The sequence below is a fragment of the Pseudomonas sp. HN2-3 genome, from assembly GCF_020691745.1.
Lineage (GTDB): Bacteria > Pseudomonadota > Gammaproteobacteria > Pseudomonadales > Pseudomonadaceae > Aquipseudomonas > Aquipseudomonas capeferrum.
Genome location: NZ_CP085704.1, coordinates 2844456 through 2862624 on the forward strand (window position 1 = coordinate 2844456; position 18169 = coordinate 2862624).

Annotated in this window: 16 protein-coding genes; 13 read left to right on the forward strand and 3 right to left on the reverse strand. The window is 63.9% G+C overall.

The window, feature by feature from the left end; all coding sequences use genetic code 11:
- Nucleotides 1-19: 19 nt before the first annotated feature.
- The 4 genes from LJX93_RS12790 (at nucleotide 20) to LJX93_RS12805 (ending at nucleotide 2379) form a co-directional block, all read left to right on the forward strand.
- The gene (locus LJX93_RS12790; RefSeq protein ID WP_227697263.1) at nucleotides 20-358 is read left to right on the forward strand and encodes a hypothetical protein; all 339 of its coding nucleotides are present in this window, start codon (nucleotides 20-22) and stop codon (nucleotides 356-358) included.
- Nucleotides 351-749 carry a hypothetical protein gene (locus tag LJX93_RS12795; protein ID WP_156056743.1) on the forward strand — a complete coding sequence of 133 codons (399 nt, stop codon included), beginning with the start codon at nucleotides 351-353 and terminating at the stop codon, nucleotides 747-749. Before LJX93_RS12790 ends, LJX93_RS12795 begins: the two co-directional genes overlap by 8 nt.
- Before the next feature lie 1083 nt (nucleotides 750-1832).
- Nucleotides 1833-2102 (forward strand): hypothetical protein, encoded by a 270-nt coding sequence (locus LJX93_RS12800; protein ID WP_227697264.1) that lies wholly within the window; start codon nucleotides 1833-1835, stop codon nucleotides 2100-2102.
- 4 nt (nucleotides 2103-2106) lie between these two features.
- Nucleotides 2107-2379 (forward strand): DUF3077 domain-containing protein, encoded by a 273-nt coding sequence (locus tag LJX93_RS12805; RefSeq protein WP_033697742.1) that lies wholly within the window; start codon nucleotides 2107-2109, stop codon nucleotides 2377-2379.
- 46 nt (nucleotides 2380-2425) lie between these two features.
- Here the strand turns inward: LJX93_RS12805 and LJX93_RS12810 are convergent, their stop codons facing one another.
- The 3 genes from LJX93_RS12810 to LJX93_RS12820 form a co-directional block, all read right to left on the reverse strand.
- Nucleotides 2426-4327, reverse strand: coding sequence for a sigma-54-dependent Fis family transcriptional regulator (locus LJX93_RS12810; RefSeq protein WP_047583593.1), 1902 nt, complete (start codon nucleotides 4325-4327; stop codon nucleotides 2426-2428).
- A 166-nt stretch (nucleotides 4328-4493) separates the two neighbouring features.
- Nucleotides 4494-6014, reverse strand: coding sequence for an FAD-dependent oxidoreductase (locus LJX93_RS12815; protein WP_227697265.1), 1521 nt, complete (start codon nucleotides 6012-6014; stop codon nucleotides 4494-4496).
- 149 nt (nucleotides 6015-6163) lie between these two features.
- A complete protein-coding gene (locus LJX93_RS12820) occupies nucleotides 6164-7492 on the reverse strand; it encodes an MFS transporter (RefSeq protein WP_033697748.1) in 1329 nt (442 codons plus the stop codon).
- 163 nt (nucleotides 7493-7655) lie between these two features.
- Between LJX93_RS12820 and LJX93_RS12825 the strand changes: the two genes are divergently transcribed.
- The 9 genes from LJX93_RS12825 to asnB all read left to right on the forward strand — a co-directional run bounded on the left by LJX93_RS12825 (nucleotide 7656) and on the right by asnB (nucleotide 18169).
- Nucleotides 7656-8753, forward strand: a complete 1098-nt coding sequence (locus tag LJX93_RS12825) for a sugar diacid recognition domain-containing protein (RefSeq protein WP_033697751.1) — start codon at nucleotides 7656-7658, stop codon at nucleotides 8751-8753.
- A 115-nt stretch (nucleotides 8754-8868) separates the two neighbouring features.
- Nucleotides 8869-10029: a glycerate kinase gene (locus LJX93_RS12830; RefSeq protein ID WP_095064775.1), complete on the forward strand. Its 1161-nt coding sequence runs from the start codon at nucleotides 8869-8871 to the stop codon at nucleotides 10027-10029.
- Between the two features lie 203 nt (nucleotides 10030-10232).
- Complete coding sequence (locus LJX93_RS12835) at nucleotides 10233-11549, forward strand: AMP-binding protein (RefSeq protein WP_033697755.1); 1317 nt, start codon at nucleotides 10233-10235, stop codon at nucleotides 11547-11549.
- Nucleotides 11546-13261 carry a prenyltransferase/squalene oxidase repeat-containing protein gene (locus LJX93_RS12840; RefSeq protein WP_033697757.1) on the forward strand — a complete coding sequence of 572 codons (1716 nt, stop codon included), beginning with the start codon at nucleotides 11546-11548 and terminating at the stop codon, nucleotides 13259-13261. The genes LJX93_RS12835 and LJX93_RS12840 overlap by 4 nt, the downstream gene beginning before the upstream one ends.
- Before the next feature lie 9 nt (nucleotides 13262-13270).
- Nucleotides 13271-13678, forward strand: coding sequence for a hypothetical protein (locus LJX93_RS12845; protein ID WP_033697759.1), 408 nt, complete (start codon nucleotides 13271-13273; stop codon nucleotides 13676-13678).
- Entirely contained in the window at nucleotides 13675-13959 is a 285-nt protein-coding gene (locus LJX93_RS12850; RefSeq protein WP_033697761.1) for an acyl carrier protein, read from the forward strand. Before LJX93_RS12845 ends, LJX93_RS12850 begins: the two co-directional genes overlap by 4 nt.
- A complete protein-coding gene (locus tag LJX93_RS12855; RefSeq protein ID WP_227697266.1) occupies nucleotides 13956-14951 on the forward strand; it encodes an AMP-binding protein in 996 nt (331 codons plus the stop codon). Before LJX93_RS12850 ends, LJX93_RS12855 begins: the two co-directional genes overlap by 4 nt.
- Nucleotides 14938-16323: an amidase gene (locus LJX93_RS12860; protein WP_227697267.1), complete on the forward strand. Its 1386-nt coding sequence runs from the start codon at nucleotides 14938-14940 to the stop codon at nucleotides 16321-16323. The genes LJX93_RS12855 and LJX93_RS12860 overlap by 14 nt, the downstream gene beginning before the upstream one ends.
- Nucleotides 16324-16333: 10 nt before the next feature.
- Nucleotides 16334-18169 carry an asparagine synthase (glutamine-hydrolyzing) gene (gene asnB / locus LJX93_RS12865; protein ID WP_156310270.1) on the forward strand — a complete coding sequence of 612 codons (1836 nt, stop codon included), beginning with the start codon at nucleotides 16334-16336 and terminating at the stop codon, nucleotides 18167-18169.

Genomic DNA, 18169 nt, shown 5'->3' on the forward strand with positions numbered 1-18169 from the left:
CCTGGATGAGGTGGCCAAGATGTCGAATTACTTAAAATATGGTGGGTTTGCGGCGATTGGACTTGGTGCGGGTTCTTCTTATTTGAAAGTTCAGGCGGCGTGTCGGGCTGGAGAAACTGAGGCTCGTAAGAAAATTAGATTTACCGAGACGGGGAGCTTTTCAGGTGGGTTAACTGGCGGAATAGTCGGCGCAAAGATAGCTGGTGAGGCTGCTCGGCTAGTCTGCTCATTCGGGGTGTATGGTAAAGTTGCTTGCGGAGTCGTTCTCGTTGGCAGTGGGTCCTTTGCTTTTAGTAAGGGTGGCGAAAAGCTTGGGGAGACATCTGGAGAGGCAATCTTCGAGAGACTTTATGACTGATTTAACTACATGGCCTGCAAGCCTGCATATTGCGTTTCTTCTCGCACCATTTCTTATTGGATTGATTGGTCTGGGCATTCATTACCATATTGCCGGCTCACGTCACTTTGAAGTGCTTTGCTCGGCGTTTCAGAACAGCCCTGGTCTTATTGAGGACTTAAGGTACTGGAGCACGATATCAATTCGAACCAGGGCCATGATAGTGGCTGGTGTAACACTAGCAGCGGTTTGCCCAACGCTGGTGGTACGTCGAGGTTGGTTGAGTGCTGAAGATTGCAAAAATTGCCCAGCCTACCTCAAACGTCGGCTGCAGATTTCATTCTGGTGCACTGCAATAGCGGGCTTTTGGATTATGGCTGGGTGGGTACTTATCGAATTCGATGAGCTATAAAGAAAAACTCACGGTGGTGGGTCGCCCATGGGATAGTCGCTGTCTTAAAAGCGGCGCTTTACCTATGTGCACGCACATCGATACTGGGGAGGTACTTCATGATTGACTTATCAAATCTACCAGCTGGCGTAAAGATCGTGCTGGGGGTTGTGCCTTTTACCCTGAGTGTCGTGGGTATTGGCATGGGTCTTTACATTGCGGGTTCACGTCACTTCGGATCATCACGCTGAGTGATGCGGGGGAGCGGTTCGGGGAAGTGGGGTACGAGGAGCGCTATGATTGATTTTTCAAATGTGCCCATGGGTTTGAAAATGGCTTTTGTACTCGCACCTTTCATTATTGGGCTCGCCGGGGTGGGCATAAGTTATCATATAGCCGCTACTCGGCATTTCGATGTGCTTTGCACGGCATTTAGAAATAGCCAGGGGCTAGTGGATGACTTGAAATATTGGAGTACTATTTCGCTTGGAACAAGAACGAGAATAGTGTATGGCGTGACGTTAGCATCGGTATGGCCGAGTTTGGGCGTTCGCCAAGGCTGGTTAGATGCTGATGATTGTAAAAACTGTCCGCTCTATCTCAAGCGTCGACTGCAGGTCTCGTTTTGGTGTCTATTAATCGGTTGTTCATGGCTTTTTGTGGTCTGGGCTCTAATTGAGTCGGGCGGGTTGTAAGGCCGAAAGGGCCTCCCGTCAGCGGGTCGTTTGCCGATTACTTCGTGAATTTTGGCTGCTCATTTGGATGGCGGCCAAAGCCATGGCTGTACGACATTTCTGAACTTGAAACTAAATACTTCAGGAATGGCCTGCTTTGGAATTATCCTACGCGGGCTGCTGAAGTATCGCTGTTGTCGGGGAAACCTCTCAGGGATAACGTTTTCGGGCCGCCTAACCGGGTGGCCGGGTGTGAGAACCCGCTTCGAATTTCATGCAGCAGCACTGCTATGGCAGCTGTGCGCGGGCAGGCTTCGGCCTGGCCGGGCTTTGCATGGTTCACCGGTTTCTCACCCCGCGTACCGCTGCCACCCTCACCCCGTGAGAAGGTTGAGATGGTAGGTCTCGATAACGAACTGTGAGATCGATCATGAAAAAAATTGTTCCTGACCCACTTCGCCGCAAACCGATCACCTCCCCATTCTTCACCGTCCAATCTGACATGTACCCACCCCATGCCCTCGCGCACGTCAGCGAGTTGCTCCGCGGCGTCATCGAAACCATCGACGACCATTGCCGCGGCCACGTCGGCGAACCTGGCCTGAACATGCTGAGCAACGCCTTGCATGCCAGCGAAATCGCCCGTTCGCTGGTAGAGCATGTACACAACCGTCTCTATGGCCAACAGGCCGAGGAGTGAGCCCATGGCCGACGAACCCAAGCCCCTCACCACCGCTGGCCTGGCAACCTTCCTTGATGTGGGCAACCCATCGTTGAACTTGCTGCGTGTGCAGCCTGGCATCCCGATTGATGTTGCATACGAGCAGGTGTCGGTGCTGCTGGGCTACATCAAGCACCTGGTGCGTGAAGGCGATATGGACGATGACCACAAGTTGCTCGGCGCGGCTGACTATCTGAGTGTCCTGGCCAAGGCGCTGATGGACGATATCGAGTTAGCCAAGAACCGGTTGCACTGATCTTGCTGGCCTCTTCGCGGCTGCACCCGCGAAGGGGCAGCTACAGTCAGCCCAACTGGTTGGGCTGGACGATGCCGTACCGCTTCATCTTGCGATACAGCGTTGACCGCGAAACCCCCGCGGCCTCTGCCGCTGCGCTCATGTTCCAGCGCTCTCGCTTCAACACCTCCAGCAAATGCCGCGCCTCGGCAGCCTCGACTTGCTGCTCTAGCACCTTTGGCCGCGCAGGCGCTGCAGGGTCGGCCACTACCTCCGGCAGGTCAGCCACTTCGATCAGCCCACCTTCGGCCAGCGCGACGGCCTGACGCAACGCATTGAGCAACTGCCGCACGTTCCCCGGCCAGGCGTGCCCGAGCAAGCAGCGCCACGCTTCATCGCTCAGGCGCATACCAGCGCCCCCCGGCAGCCCTGCCAACAACCCTTCGATCAATGCGCGCCGGTCACTGCGTTCACGCAGTGCCGGCAACGTCATGCGCATCCCGCACAACCGGTAGTAGAGGTCTTCGCGAAAGCGCCTGTCGCCGATCATTGCCTGCAGGTCCTGGTGGGTTGCCGAAATCACCTGGAGGTCCAGTGCTACCGGCGCTTCGGCACCCAGCGGCACCAGCTCGCGCTCGGCAAGCACCCGCAGCAGGCGCGTTTGCAGGTGCGCCGGCATGTCGCCGATCTCGTCGAGGAACAGCGTGCCGCCATTAGCCTGCTCCAGCTTGCCTTTCATGCCCTTGCGGTTGGCCCCGGTGAAGCTGCCGGCACGGTAGCCGAACAGTTCGCTTTCGATCAGTGATTCGGGTATCGCCGCACAGTTGAGCGCCACAAACGGTTTGGCATGGCGCTGGCTAGCCTGGTGCAAGGCACGGGCGAATGCCTCTTTGCCGGTGCCGGTTTCGCCGTTCAGAAGAATCGCGATGTCTCGGTCCAGCACCTTGCGCAGGCGTTTCACGCCTTGTTGCAGCTGTGTGTCCTGGCCTGCCAGTTGCTCAAGCGTGGGGTGTGCAGTGCGGGTGGGCGCGGGCCGCGCAGAAGGCGCTTGGCGGTAACCGGCCGGTACGCGCAGGCCCACATCCAGCAGGTGCGCTTGTTCATGACCGCGCAGTTGAGTGCCACGTGCACCGCCGCGCGTCAGGTCCAGCAACTGGTCGATGGTGGCAGGCAGCAGTTGCTCGATGGCCACGCCCAACAGCTTGCCGGTATGCGCCAGGAACGCTGCCCGATTGGCGCCGATCACCCGGCCGCTTTCGTCCAGTGCCAGCAGTTGCTCAGCGGCCAGGTCGCAGAAGTCGTCGCGTGGTTTGATGGCCAAGGTCAGGCGGTCGCGGTAGCGCTGGCGGAAATGGCTGTTCTCGATCAACCGGGCGTACAGGGTCACCAGCTGCAAGGTCAGGTGCTGGGCTTGCTTGGGGCCGTCGTTGTACAGGCAGGTCGCGTTGAGGCAGCCGAGCAGTTGGTTGTGGGCATCGAAGATCGGTGATACCGAGCAACTGAGCCGAGCATTGGCCGCAAGGAAGTGCTCCTGACGATGGATGGTCAGTGCCTGCTGAGAGGCCAAGGCGGTGCCGATGCCGTTGGTGCCGGCAATCGACTCGTCCCACCGCGCGCCGACGATCAGCCCGGAACGGGTGTAGCTTTGTGGGTCGGCGGGCAGGCGGGCAGCCAGCGTGATGCCGTCGGCGTCACTGAGCAGCACGGCGAAACCGGCGTCCACCACGCGCTTGGCCAGGCCACTGACGCCCTGGCTGGCGATGGCCAGGTAGGCCTCGTGCTGGGCTTGGTGCTGGCGGATTTCAGCGGCGCTGAGGATGTTGTCGACGTGGCGCAGGGTGGGGTCCAGGTGGTGCTGATTGATGCTGCGGTACCAGGATTCAGCGACCACCGGTTCTGGCGTCAGGCCACGTTCGGCAAAGTGGCAGTCGACGAAGGCGGCCAGTTCACTGGCGCGGGGTTTGGCCATGGGCGCTCTACCAAGTTCTTGTTATTTGAGTTGGGGAAACCATAGCTGATTTTGGGTTTGGGAGTTGCTTGTCTTTAGCTTTGCAGGGGGGCGGATATCGAGCGCCGCCCGCGCGGCGCTCGATATCCGCCCCCCCGAAGAACCCAAGCAAAAAAGCAGGCGTGTTTCAGCCGATCAGCTTGAGTGCCTCATCCAGACCCAGCGGCCGCTTCATCCGCTGCGACAGCTGCGCCATGGCATCCGAATACCCCTTGGCCACCACCGCTTCAACCTGCTCCGCGACACACTGCAAGGCAATGAAGTCACCTTTCTCCGGCTCGCCGACGAACTCGATTCGGTCCCAGTCCCGGGCATGCCCCAGCACTTCATAGGTGCGCCCATGCTGATAGGTCCAGAAAAACGGCACATCCGCGTAACGACGCTGCTCGCCCAGCATGTTGGCCGCGGCGATTACGCCATGCTGCTGGGCCAGGCGCCAGTGTTCGATGCGCACCGGGCGGCCAGCGAGGGGGAAGGTGGCGATGTCGCCGGCGGCCCATAGGCGGTCGGCGGCATGCAGTTCGGCGTCGACCCGCAACGAACGATCCTCGGCCAGTTCCACGCCCTGCACGAACGCAGTGGCCGGTGCGACACCGGTACCCAGCAACACCAACGACGTCGTCAGCTTCTCGCCATTGGCCAGCAGCACGGCGTCGACCCGTTCTTCACCGAGGAAGCGCTCGACCTCGGTCGGGCCGTGGAACACCACGCCCTTGCGCTCATGCAGCGCGCGTATGCTGCGCCCGATACGCTCACCTAACTGTTTGCTCAAGGGCACCGCGTGGCGGCTGACCACATGCACCTGCGCGCCATACTTGCGCAAGGCCGAGGCCGCCTCCAGGCCGATGAACCCGTCGCCGACGATCACCACAGGCTGCCCCGGCTCGACGGCATCCAGCAGGCGTGCTGCATCTTCGCGTGAGCGCAGGGTCATGACCCCTGCCAGGTCGACACCGGGCAGATCGGGGCGTTGCGGTTTGCCGCCAGTGGCCAGCAAGGCGGCGTCATAGTCGATGCGGTGGCCGTCGCTGAGGGTGATTTGGCGCTTTTTCACGTCCAGTGTGCGCACCTTGCCCAAGCACCGCTCCAACTGGCCCGCGCGCAACTGGCCAGCCTCCAGCAGCGCCGGGACTTCATCGGGCGGCATCTCCCCGGCGATGACGAATTTGCTCAGCGCAGTGCGGTCGTAGGCGGGCTGGCGTTCATGGTCAAGCCAGACCAGACGCCCGCCGAAGCCATGGGCCAGTAGCGTGGCCACCGCCGCCGAGCCTGCGGCCCCGGCACCGATGACGACGAAGCAGCGCGCGTCACTGTGGCGTGGTGGCTCGGCCTTTGGCAGCGGCTGGTCATCGACCCAGACTTCACCGTCCTTGACCCACGCCCGGTAGCGGCGCAGGTCGGTCAGTGCCGGCGGTTCGCACACCGCGCCTTCGTCCACGGCAAACGCCGCCTTGTGCCACGGGCAGACCAGCAAGCCTGCGCAGATCACGCCTTCTTCCAGCGGGGCGCCGGCATGGGGGCAGTTGGCCTGGTAGGCCTGCACCAGGTCGCCCTGGCGGATGAGGATGAGTTCTTCGTTGCCGGCCTGCACACGCAGAGGGCGGTGGGGGTCGAGCTGATCGAGGCGGGCCACGGTGTGCTGGGTCATGAGGCTTCTCCAAAGGGGGCCTTTGGAACCATTTGACGCCTGTGCCGTTGAGATGCTGACCCGAGCCGACGATCGGGGCATTATTCTGAGGCACCGTGTGGGGGCGGGTTTGCCGGCTCCCACACGGGCTGTGGCGCATTGCAGGTGTTTTAGGTGGACTTTACCGTGGCCAGCGCGCCAGCGCGCGTTACCCGCAAGGCCACCAGGCTACCCACCACGATCAATGCCGCCAACGAATACAGCGCGGCATCGGTCGACCCGGTCTGGTCCTTGATGAAACCGACCAGATACGGGCTGAGGAAGCCCGCCATCTGCCCCACCGAGTTGATCACCGCCAGCCCGGCCACGGCCGCACCGGCGCTGAGCAGCGCGGTGGGCATTGGCCAGAACATTGGCAGGCCGGTGAGCGCGCCCATGGTGGCGATCGACAGGCCGAGGATGGCAATCGGCGGGTTGCCGGCGAAGTTCACGGCGATCAGCAAGCCGATGGCGCCCATCAGCATGGGCACTACAAGGTGCCAGCGGCGCTCGTTGCGCAGGTCGGCCGAGCGCCCGCAGACGATCATGAACACCCCAGCCAGCAAGTACGGAATGGCGCTCAGCCAGCCAATCAGCAAGGGGTTGTCGAAGCCCATGCTCTTGATGATCGACGGCAGCCAGAAGTTGATCGCGTACACACCGCTCTGGATACAGAAGTAAACGAAACCGAACGTCCAGATCAGCGGGTTGGTCAGCACTGCGAGCACGCTGTCACCGCTGGTGGCGGGCTTGCTGGCGGCATCGGCTTTAAGGTCGGCCTCGATCAGTTGGCGCTCGGTCGGGTTCAGCCACGTGGCTTTCTGGTAGCCGTCGCTGAGCAGGCGGATGGCCAGGAAACCCAGGATGACGGTGGGCACGCCCTGGATCAGGAACATCCATTGCCAGCCGGCAAGGCCATGCTGGCCGGCGGCGAAATGTTCGAGGATCCAGCCGGAGAACGGCCCGCCCAGCAGCCCCGACACCGGGATCGCCGACATGAACAGGGCCATGATGCGGCCACGGCGGGCGGCCGGGAACCAGCGCGAGAGGTACAGCACCACGCCTGGGAAGAAGCCGGCTTCGGCGGCGCCAGTCAGCAGGCGCAACGTGTAGAACTCGGTGGGTGTGGTGACGAACAGCAGGCAGGTCGAGAGGCTGCCCCAGGCGATCATCATCAACGCGATCCAGCGCCGTGGGCCGAAGCGGTTGAGTGCCAGGTTGCTCGGCAGGCCGCAGAGCACGTAGCCGATGAAAAAGATACCGGCGCCGAGGCCGTAAACGGTTTCGCTGAAGTTCAGGGCGTCGAGCATCTGCAGCTTGGCGAAGCCGACGTTGACGCGGTCCAGGTAGTTGAACAGGTAGCAGATGAAAATGAACGGAATCAGCCGCAGGGTGATGCGCCGGTACAGCGCGTTACGGGTGGTGTCCGTGCCTTGGTCAGGGGCGGGGCTGTGTGCCATGATCGGGTTCTCTGTTGTTATGGTTGTCACCGCGTCGCCTGTTCCGGCGCTCGCCCTGACGAGTCTGGCGGGACTGCGGCGTGCCTGTCTTTGTGCTTTTGCACAGCGCTTGGCCAAGGCTGCTGTGCCCGCGACCAAAGCCTACCACCCCAAGGACCGTTGAATGTTCGAACTCGACCATGACCTGGCGCAGGATATCGTTGATCGGGCGATGGCCATCCTGCCCTGCAACGTCAATGTCATGGACAGCCAGGGGCTGATCCTTGGCAGTGGCGAGCCGGAGCGTATCAACACCCGTCACGAAGGCGCGCAACTGGTGCTGGCCAACGGCCGCATCGTCGAGCTGGATGTGGACGCGGCAAAGTGCCTCAAGGGCGTACAGCCAGGGGTGAACCTGCCGCTGATGCTCGATGGGCGGCTGATGGGGGTGCTGGGCCTGACCGGCGACCCACAGCAGTTGCGCACCTATGGCGAGCTGGTGCGCATGACCGCCGAGATGCTCCTGGCCCAGCGCCATCTGCAGGTCGAGCAGCAATGGCGGCGGCAGCGTTGTGACGATTTGCTGGCCTTGTTGCTGGGTGGCAGCGGCGATTCACCCAGGTTGCTCGACGAAGCCCGGCAGTTGGGCCTGAAACCCCAGCTGCCTAGGGTGCCCTGCCTGTTCGAGCTGGAGTCGGGGCCAACCGCCGAAGCCTTGTCGGCCTGGCTGACCAGCCGCTACCCGGACAGCTGGTGCGTCAGCCCCGCACGCCAGTCGCTATTGTGGTGCCGCCCGGCAGCCTTGGTGCTGGACGAAGCGCGGCTGCTCGAGCGCCTGCAGCGCCACGGCTGGCAGGTCGAGCGCCTGGCCCTTGGTTGCGTGGCGCAGAGCCTGGAGCAGTTGCGCCGAGGCTATCGCCGGGTGCGCGACTTGCTGGCCTATGGGCAGGAGGTGCTGCCCGCCGAACGCCTGCTCAGCCTTGAGCGCTATCGGTTACCGGCCTTGCTGTGGCGCCATCGCAATGACGATGCCCTGGATGAACTGCTCGAACCGCTGCAACGCATCCGGGCCAAGGACGCGAGTGGTCAGCTGATTGCGACCTTGCGGGCCTGGTGCGCCCATGATGGCCAGAGCCAGGCCTGTGCCGATGCCTTGGGCATTCACCGCAACAGCCTGCGCTACCGGCTGGAACGGGTCGCCGAGCTGGGCGAAGTCGACCCGCTGCGGATGGAAGGCATGCTCAGTTTGTACCTGGGGTTGCAACTGCTGCCGGCCGGTTGAGGGGGGGGGGCGAAGGCATTTGCCCAAACAACGCCTCTGCTGTTTTGTGCATTTGACCGAGGCCAGCTTGCCAGGCAACTGTCAGCATGCCGCTCATCTGGACAGGAGAATCCCCATGAAGATCGTCATCGCCCCCGACTCGTTCAAGGACAGCCTCGACGCTGCCGGTGTCACCCGCGCCATTGCCCTGGGCCTGGCCGAGGTGTGGCCGGATGCCGAGCTGGTCGAATGCCCCATGGCCGATGGCGGTGAAGGCACCATGGAGGCCATTCTTGCCGCCAGCCAGGGCGAACTTCGCCGCCTGGCCGTGCGTGGGCCTTTGGGGCAAACCGTCGAGGCCGGTTGGGGGTGGCTGGCGCCGAGCCGCACCGCAATCATCGAGATGGCCCAGGCCAGTGGCCTGCAATGGGTGCCGACCGAGCAGCGTGATGCGTGCCGCAGCAGCACCTGGGGTACTGGCGAGCTGATCGCTGCCGCGTTGGCCGCTGGTGCCAGGCGTATCGTGCTGGCAATTGGCGGCAGCGCTACCAATGACGGTGGCAGCGGCATGTTGCGCGCCCTGGGCTTGCGCCTCCTGGATACCGATGGCAAAGCGCTGGAAGAAGGGGGCCTGGCCCTGGCAAGGCTGGCGCACATCGATGCCAGCGACCTGGACCCACGGCTGGCCGAAGTGCAGGTCGAAGTGGCTGCTGACGTTGACAACCCGCTGTGTGGGCCCAATGGCGCCTCGGCGATCTTCGGCCCGCAGAAAGGCGCAAGCCCGCAACAGGTGCAGGCGCTGGACCAGGCGCTGGGGCATTTTGCCGATCACTGTGCGCGGTTGCGCGGTGAGGATGTGCGCGACTTCCCTGGCTGTGGCGCCGCAGGCGGCATGGGGTTCGCGGCCAAGGCGTTCATGGGCGCGCAATTTCGCCCTGGGGTGGAGGTGGTGGCGGAGCTGGCCGGGCTCGATGCGCTGGTGCAGGGTGCTGACCTGGTGGTGACCGGCGAAGGACGCTTCGACGCCCAGACCCTGCGTGGCAAGACGCCGTTGGGCGTGGCCCGGGTCGCCAAGCGCCACGGTGTGCCGGTGGTTGTACTGGCCGGCACGCTGGGGGAGGGCTACCAGCAGCTGTATGCCCATGGGATTGACGCCGCTTTTGCCTTGGTCAACGGGCCGATGAGCCTGGAGCAGGCATGCGCCAACGCGCCAACGCTACTGCAGGCGCGCGCGGGTGATATCGCCCGGCTGTGGCGCTGCGCTCCTGCAGCCCCCAAAACGCATGTGAAATATTAAAAACATCTTAGTCTGATACCTCGCCCAAAACACAAGGCGAATCGGGTGCTTTTGCCAGAAAAGTACTACATACAGCGAGCGTAAAAGCCCCTATTTAGGCCGATTAATACCTGGCAACTCTCACCGTCGCCGAGAAATAAGTATTTTACTAACCCCCTGTCGCTCGCCAATTCTCTGCGCTGCACATTTGAGAGGGCGAGTCGATGTTGGTTCATGGCGATAAGGATTTCGAAGTATTGAAGAACGCCGAGCGCGAACTTCAACAGCAGGTCGGGCATATCCCCGATGCCGGGTTTTATGAGCGAAAGTTGCAAGCAGCCTGGATGCGAGCACAGCACAGCGCCCACTACGCAGAGATAGGCCCCTACCGTTTTTCGGCGTTTCAGCAATTACCGCTGACGGCCAAGGCCTTGCTTAAACGTCAACCATTGGCGTTCTGTACCGTGGCCCTGGGCGATGCGGCCAAGTACTACGCCACTACCGGCACCACGGGCGAGCCGACCCCGACCCCGCGCCTGAAACAAGACATCATCTGGAATGCTGTCAGCGTCGCCGCCCACTGGCGCTCGGTGCTGCGCCCGGGAGCACGGGTGGCCAACCTGATGCCATCGGACATCGTCCCGGTCGGCGACCTGATCGCCAATGTCTGCGAATACCTGGATGTTTCCCATGTGCGGCTGTATCCGTTCACCACCGGCATCACCGACTGGGAGCGGGTGTGCAACACCTTCGACACCTACCGGCCAACGGTGCTGTTCATCGCCCCCGGCGTGCTGGTACAGCTGACCCGCTACCTCAAGCAGCGGGACCTGTTGCACACCTTCGCCCAGTCGGTGCGCTCGATCATGCTGCTGGGCGAGGTCAACACTCAGCCGTTTCGTGAACGTCTGGCCCGTGGCTGGCAGTGCGAGGTGTTCGACGCCAGCTATGGCAGCACCGAAACCGGCACCTTGGCCGCCGTGGGCGAAGACCAGCAGATGCGCCTGGCCACAGCCACCCACTACTTCGAACTGCTGTTGCCCGACGGCAGGCTGGTGACGCCCGCCGAGGGCCTTACCGGGCGCCTCGTGGTCACCCCACTGAACCTGTATGCCCGCCCGTTGCTGCGGCTGGACACCGGCGACAGCGTGACCATCACCGCGCCGTGGCAGCCCGGGCAGCTCAGCCCCAGCTTGCTGATCAATGGCCGCGACAGTGACAGCATCATGATTGCGGGTGTCAGCCTTGAGATTCGCGCGGTCGAAGAGGTGGTCTACGGCACCTGTGACGCCACCGGCTACGTGATCGAGATCGACCGCCAGAACGACAGCGCCGCCCTGATCCTGGAGCGCGACGTGCACTGGGACAACGCGCAGGAAAGCCAACTGCAAGCGCAACTGCTGGAGCGCTCCCAACAGCTGATGGGCCTGCGCTGGAGCCGCGTGCTGTTCGTCAACAACCTGTCGGCCATCAACAAAAGTGGTGGCTCGCAAAAAAGCTGGAAGAAGACCAACCTGCGCTTCGTGGGGGGCAAGCAATGACCGCACCACGCTTTGCGCAAGGGCGCGGCCTGGGCAATGGCCAGCCTGACCTGTGGTGCACCTACGCCGCCGTGCGCAGCCTGGCCTGGGTCGAGCGCCTCGACAGCGTCGATACGGCCAGCCTGCACACCTACATTCAGTCCCGCCGCAACCGTGACGCTGGCTTCGCCTGGAGCAAAGGCATGCCGTCCGACGCCTGGGCCACGTTCTATTGCTGCGAAACGCTCAAAGACTTGGGCATTGCCATCGAGCAAGGCACCCAGACCGCCGAATGGCTGCATACCCTGTTCGACGGTGACGCCTACGCCATGTGCCCGGGGCAGACCGCAGACGTCTGGGCCACCCACTATGCGGTGCGCACCTTGGTCGAGGTTTGCGATGGCCGCGTGGCCGACCCCGATGCCTTGTATGCCTGGCTGGAAGGGCTGCAGTGCAGCAATGGCGGCCTGAGCTGGTCGGCGGACTTTGCCCGGCGCAACCTGGCCGATACCCGTGCTTGCTTCTATGGCGTGATGGCTGCGCGCGCGCTGGCTCGGCAAGGGCTGCCAGCGCCGGCCTGGGACGTGCCGCGGTTGATAGGCTGGTTGCAGGCGCAACAGATGGACGACGGTGGCTTTCGCTTCAGCGAAGCCGCCGAACGGCCTTGCCTGTGGGCGACCTACCGCGCCACGGCCAGCCTCGCAGCATTACAGGCGCAGCCGCTGGGGCCCGGCGAGTGCGTCGCCTGGATCGAGGCGCTGCGTGGCCCGAGCGGCGCCTTCGTGCGCTGGCAGGGCTATGACGTCGAAGATGTCTGGGCCGCCTTTTGTGCGGTGGGCTCGCTCAAGGCGCTGGGTGAGCCGGTCGCACACCTGGCAGATGCCATCGCAAGCTTCATCGCGACCCTGGCGTTGCCTCAGGGTGGTTACACCTATCGGCAGGTCGACGCTGCGGCTGATGTGCTGACCACGGCGGCCGCAGTGATCGGTGGACAGATGACGGATGCACAGCGGGCGGATGCGCTGCGCTGGATCGAGGGCTGCCAGATGCCGAACGAGCCCGGGATCATGTACATGCCGGGGCGTGGGGCCGAAGTGCGTTGCACCAATTGGGGCCTGGCCGCCGGTGCCTTCGCTGACCGCCCCGACGCACGCAAGGCAGTCGGACACTGGCTGGCCTCGCTGCAGAACCCCGACGGTGGCTTCGGTTTCTGGGAGGGGCGTGGTTCTGACCTGGTGTCCACTGCATCGGCGGTGGCGATTCTGCAGCAACTGGGTAACAACGCCGGTGTCGACCTTGTCGAGCTCGAAGCCTTTGTCGCCAGCTGCTGCCAGCAGGGCCGCCATGCCGCGTACCCGCGTGGGCAGGTCTCTTTGCGCGCCAGCCTGCAGGCATTGATCTGCCTGCGCCATGTTGGCCGGGATGTTCGCGCGCAGGCAAGCGACCTGCTGGCCGCGCACAAGGTGCGCCAGGGCGGCTTCGCCAACCAGGGGCAGCGCATCCCTGATCTGCTCAGCACCTACCAGGCCGTGGCGTTGGCCGCAGCGCTGGGGTTGCCGGTCGACCTGGCGCACCTGCGCTTCTTCCTCGACAAGGTGCGCAGCGGCCCGGGGTATGCCTGGTCGCCGCTCTACCTGCAGGGGCACGACGCGTTGTCGGGCTGCCTGGGGCGCCTGTTGCAGGCGTTTGCCGACGGCAAATGCCTGCACCTGCCCAACTTGCAGCTGTCGTGAGGAGCAGGCATGCCGACCATCACTGTTACCTGCGCGCCGCTGCAGGCCATTGAACGCAAGCGCCTGGCCCTGGCCTTCACGCGCCAGCTCAAGGCGCTGGGTGCCGAGCCTGCGCACTGCATGGTGTTTTTCAACCCGCTGACGCCTGGCTGCGTGTTCGGCGCGGGCATGCCGTTGCCTACCGTGGACGGTGACGGCGCCGCCTTGCAGTTCTACCTGCGCATCACCTTGTCGGTGGCGCGCGATGCAATAGCCCACGCGGTATTGGCTGAGGGCCTGCACCGCTGCCTAGCCACGCACTACCCGGATGCTTTTGTCTATCTGCAGTTCGACCCGATCCTGCCGGAACAGGTGTTCTACAGCACGGGAGCGGAACTTATCAATGCCGGCAACCCACAAGGAACAACAGGCCCGTGAGCAACTTATCTATTGAACAGCGTATTCGTCAGGCATTGGCGCAGTTACTGGGCGACGAAGTCCTTGCCATCGAGAAACAGGATAGTTTTCGCGACTTCATTGGCGAGCGTTTCGACAGCCTGATGGCCGTCGAAGTCATTACCGCCATTGAAGGCTGTTTTGAAATCGAAGTGGATTACCTGAGTGACGATGTCCGCTACTGGTTTGAAACCTTGGAGAAGATGGAAACGTTCGTCGCCCAGAAGCTTGAAGATCAATTGACCCTGCAGGCCGCTGAATGAGCAGCGACCATTTGTTCACCACATCGGGCTCTACCGGTGTGCCCCGCCAGTGGCTGCGCAGCCACGCGCAGATGACCCAGGAGGCGGCCTTGATACTCGGCCACTGGGCGGCTGGCGCGACCGAGGTCCTGTCATTTGCGCCGAGCACGCACAGCTACGGCATGATCCTGGGCGAGGTCGGCGCGCAATGGCTGAACGCGCGGCTGCAAGCCTGCTCCCTGGAGCAGCAGGTATTGCCGCAACTCGATGGCGACGGGCCTTGTGTGATCCTCGCCATTGCCAGTACCTGGCGGCTGTTGCCCACCCTGTTGGCGCGCCTGTCGGCACGGCGCTCGGTGCTGGTGGTGCACAGCGCTTCGCTGCTGCCCCCCGACGCCTTGGCCATCGTCCAGCGCCTTGCCGGGCCGCTGGTGCGCTTCATCGAACTGCTGGGCGCCACCGAAACCGGCGCCATGGCCGTTCGCGAGCTGGATGCGCAAAGCAACGCGGAGCAACCCTGGACGCTGTTGGGCGACGTCACGTTGCTCAGCCCGATCGGCGCGCCGAGCCCGCTGGAAGTCAGCAGCCCGCGTATCGCCCGGGAGCAGGGGGCTGCGGCACCGGCCAGCCGTCACCGTTGCGATGACCTGGTGCTGGCGTTGGACGCCCGACGCTTTCAATGGCTGGGCCGTGCCAGCAGCCTGATCAAGGTCAACGGGGTACGGCTCGACCTGGCACGTGTGGCCAGCGAGCTGAGCCAGCAACTGCACTGCCCGACCCTGGCCTGCGTGGCGGTGCGCGATGCGCTGCGCGCCGAGGCGTTTGAAGTGCTGTTCAGCTCGGCAACGTTGACCGAGCGGGCAGTGCGTGAAGCGTTCACACACTGGCCAGCGCACCACCCGCGACCGGTCGCCGTGCGCCGGGTCGCCCATCTGCCTCTGTCTGCCACCGGCAAGCCCCAGCCGTGGGCGGCCGCAACTTCTGTCAAGGAATACACCCATGAGCCACGCTGATACCCAGAACACCATCGCCCATTACCTGAACCACTGCGGTGCGCCGCTGGACAGTGGCCGCGAGCAACCCGAATACCTTGGCCTCAGCCTGCGCAAGCGCCTCGAACTGCTGCAGCGCAGCCCCGCGCTGGCGGCTGACTGGGCCGCGCAGTACGACGCCTGGCGCGACCATGCCGACAGCCACTATCGGTGCCTGACCAGCACCCGCCCGGCCGAGGCACCGTGGTTTCGGCTGGGGGTCAAGGACACCGTGGATGTCGCCGGCCTGCCGACCCGTCTGGGGCTGCGCAGCTACCGTCACTACCCGCAGCGCAGCGCCAAGGCGCTGACCTGCCTCGATTCGCGCATCGTGCTGACCAGCAAGGTGGCGACCACCGAGTTGAACATTGCGTTCGGCGCAGGCTGTCGCAACCCGCACTACCCGAGCATCGATCCGTCAGGGTCCAGTACAGGGTCTGCGGTCTCCGTGGCGGCGGGCCTGTGCGATATTTCGTTGGGTACCGATGTACTCGGTTCGGTGCGCTGGCCGGCATCGCACTGCGGCATGGTCGGCTTGCGCATGACCCAGAAGGCCGCCAGCCTAGCCGGGGTATTCCCACTGTCGCCACGCATGGACGCCCTCGGTTGGGTCACCCGCAGTGCCGACGACCTCGACTTGCTACTGCCATGGCTGGGCCTGGCACCGCTGCTGGGGGATCAGCAACCGCTCAAGCCGCACTACCGAGTTGGCCTGTTGGCGCACGCCCTGGACCCGGCACTGACCAGCGCGCCCATGCTCGACATGCTGGGCCATGCCCGAACCGCCTTTGCCGACCTGGGCATGACGCCGCGCGACGTCGCCATGCCGGAACTGTGGGCCTGCCGTGGCGATGCCTGGCAGCTGTGTGCGCGTGACGCCTGGCTGGCCTCGGCCGCCTGGGCACGCCGCTTCGACAGCGAACTGCACTGGTCGACCCTCAGTGCGCTCAAGGTCGGTGAAGGGGTGAGCGACAGCGATTATCAGCGCATTCATGGGCGCATGGACGCCGTGCGCGCGGGCATCGATGCCTGGTTCGACAGCGCCCAGGTGGACTTCGTGGTCTTTCCGATGGACCCGAACCGGCCATTCGACCGGCGCAACCCGCAACCGGGTGACTCGACCATTCCGTCACCCCACGATCACGATTACCCGCAGAAGATCGGCTTCACCCCACTGGCCAGTTTCAGCGGCCTGCCAGCCATCACCGTGCCGGTTGCCCTCAGTGCCGACGGCAAGGCGCCGTTGGCCATCCAGATCATGGGCCGACGCGACAGCGAGCAGCAGCTGCTGGACATCGCCAAACGGCTACAGGCGTTGATCGGCCTGCTGCCTACCCGCCGTCTTCAGGTGTAAGGAGCGAGCCATGTGCGGAATTACCGGCTGGGTGGACTACACCCGCGACCTGAGCCAACAGCGCCAGGTGCTCGGCGCCATGACCGACACCCTGGCCCTGCGCGGGCCAGATGCCAGCGGCAGCTGGCAGCACCGGCATGCCTTGCTGGGCCACCGGCGCCTGGCGATCATCGACCTGAGCGGTGGCGTGCAGCCGATGACCTACCGCTTCGCCAGTGGTGAGGAAGTGGCGCTGGTGTATACCGGCGAGGTCTATAACCACAATGCCCTGCGCGAGCGCCTGCGCCAGGCCGGGCACACCTTTCAGACGCGCAGCGACACCGAAGTGGTGCTGCACGCTTACCTGGAGTGGGGCGAGCAGTGCTGCGACTACCTCAATGGCATGTTCGCCTTTGCCGTGTTCGACGGGCGCGATGGCCATTTCCTGCTGGTACGTGATCGCCTGGGGGTCAAGCCGCTGTACTACGCCCGCCACCAGCAGGGGCTGCTGTTCGGCTCGGAGATCAAGGCGGTGCTGGCGCACCCCGACTTCGCCAGTGCCCTGGACGCGGTCGGCCTGGTGGATGCCCTGAGCCTGAGCCGGGGTACCACCCGCACGGCGTTGCGCGGGGTCAGCGAACTGCCGCCCGGGCATCGGTTGTCCTTGCGGCCCCAGGGGCAGGTCAGAATCAGCCGCTATTGGCAACTGCAACGCCGAGCGCACGAGGACGACCTGGCGACCACGGTCGAGCGCACCCGCGAGCTGCTCGACAACGCGCTGGGCGAGCAGCTGCACGCCGATGTGCCGGTCTGCTCGCTGCTGTCCGGTGGCCTGGACTCGACCCTGCTCACCGCCATGGCGCAACAACGGCTTCAGGCGGAGCAGGGCGGGGCGGTGAACTCGTTCTCGGTGGATTTCGTCGGCCAGGCCGAACAGTTTCAGAGCGACGCGTTTCGCCCGGAGCGCGATCAACCTTACGCCCTGGCTGCCGCGCAGTACATCGGCAGCCAGCACCAGACCATCCTGATCGACAACCGCGAGCTGGTAGCGGACGCAGCGCGTCTGGCGGTGTACCGCGCCAATGACAGCGCGGCAACCTTCGGCGACGTGGATACCTCGCTGTACCTGCTGTTCAAGGCCATCCGCGCGCACTCTACGGTGGCAATATCCGGTGAGGCGGCAGACGAGGTATTTGGCGGCTATGCCTGGTTCCGCGATCCGCAGGCCGTGGCGGCAGCGCGCTTCCCTTGGTTGTCGCGCATGCAACTGCTGCAGCCTGGGCTGATCAACCCGGAGTTCAACCGTACCTGCGACTTTGCCGGCTATCAGGACAGCTGCTATCACCAGGCCATGGACAGCGTCGAGCACCTGCCGGGTGACAGCCCGCTGGAGCGGCGCATGCGCGAGATCTGCCACATGCACCTGCAGCGTTGGCTGCCGATTCTGCTCGACCGCAAGGACCGCCTGAGCATGGCCGCCAGCCTCGAAGTGCGGGTGCCGTTCACGGACCACACCTTGGTGGAGTACGTGTACAACGTGCCGTGGTCGATCAAGGGCAAGGATGGCGAGGAAAAATGGTTGCTCAAGCAAGCCAGCGCCGGCCTGGTGCCGCCTGCGGTCTTGCAGCGGCGCAAGAGCCCGTACCCGACGTCGGCCAACCTGGCCTATGAACGCTTCCTGCGGGGGCGCATCGGGCAGTTGCTGAATGCGCCAGGCCAGCCGGTGTTTCAGGTCATCGACCGTGGCCAGCTGGCCGCCGAGTTGCGCCAGCCCGAGGGCTACTTCAACTCGCAGCTGCGGCGCAACAACCTGGAGACCGCCTTGGCGCTCGATACCTGGCTGCAGGAGTATCGCCTGACGCTGTAG

Excerpts from the sequence above, each read along its gene's own strand:
- LJX93_RS12790 (WP_227697263.1), top strand. The coding sequence starts at position 20 with ATGTCGAATTACTTAAAATATGGTGGGTTTGCGGCGATTGGACTTGGT.
- LJX93_RS12825 (WP_033697751.1), top strand. The coding sequence starts at position 7,656 with ATGTTCGAACTCGACCATGACCTGGCGCAGGATATCGTTGATCGGGCG.
- LJX93_RS12835 (WP_033697755.1), top strand. The coding sequence starts at position 10,233 with ATGTTGGTTCATGGCGATAAGGATTTCGAAGTATTGAAGAACGCCGAG.
- LJX93_RS12805 (WP_033697742.1), top strand. The coding sequence starts at position 2,107 with ATGGCCGACGAACCCAAGCCCCTCACCACCGCTGGCCTGGCAACCTTC.
- asnB (WP_156310270.1), top strand. The coding sequence starts at position 16,334 with ATGTGCGGAATTACCGGCTGGGTGGACTACACCCGCGACCTGAGCCAA.
- LJX93_RS12795 (WP_156056743.1), top strand. The coding sequence starts at position 351 with ATGACTGATTTAACTACATGGCCTGCAAGCCTGCATATTGCGTTTCTT.
- LJX93_RS12855 (WP_227697266.1), top strand. The coding sequence starts at position 13,956 with ATGAGCAGCGACCATTTGTTCACCACATCGGGCTCTACCGGTGTGCCC.
- LJX93_RS12815 (WP_227697265.1), bottom strand. The coding sequence starts at position 6,014 with ATGACCCAGCACACCGTGGCCCGCCTCGATCAGCTCGACCCCCACCGC.
- LJX93_RS12840 (WP_033697757.1), top strand. The coding sequence starts at position 11,546 with ATGACCGCACCACGCTTTGCGCAAGGGCGCGGCCTGGGCAATGGCCAG.
- LJX93_RS12820 (WP_033697748.1), bottom strand. The coding sequence starts at position 7,492 with ATGGCACACAGCCCCGCCCCTGACCAAGGCACGGACACCACCCGTAAC.
- LJX93_RS12845 (WP_033697759.1), top strand. The coding sequence starts at position 13,271 with ATGCCGACCATCACTGTTACCTGCGCGCCGCTGCAGGCCATTGAACGC.
- LJX93_RS12800 (WP_227697264.1), top strand. The coding sequence starts at position 1,833 with ATGAAAAAAATTGTTCCTGACCCACTTCGCCGCAAACCGATCACCTCC.
- LJX93_RS12860 (WP_227697267.1), top strand. The coding sequence starts at position 14,938 with ATGAGCCACGCTGATACCCAGAACACCATCGCCCATTACCTGAACCAC.
- LJX93_RS12810 (WP_047583593.1), bottom strand. The coding sequence starts at position 4,327 with ATGGCCAAACCCCGCGCCAGTGAACTGGCCGCCTTCGTCGACTGCCAC.
- LJX93_RS12830 (WP_095064775.1), top strand. The coding sequence starts at position 8,869 with ATGAAGATCGTCATCGCCCCCGACTCGTTCAAGGACAGCCTCGACGCT.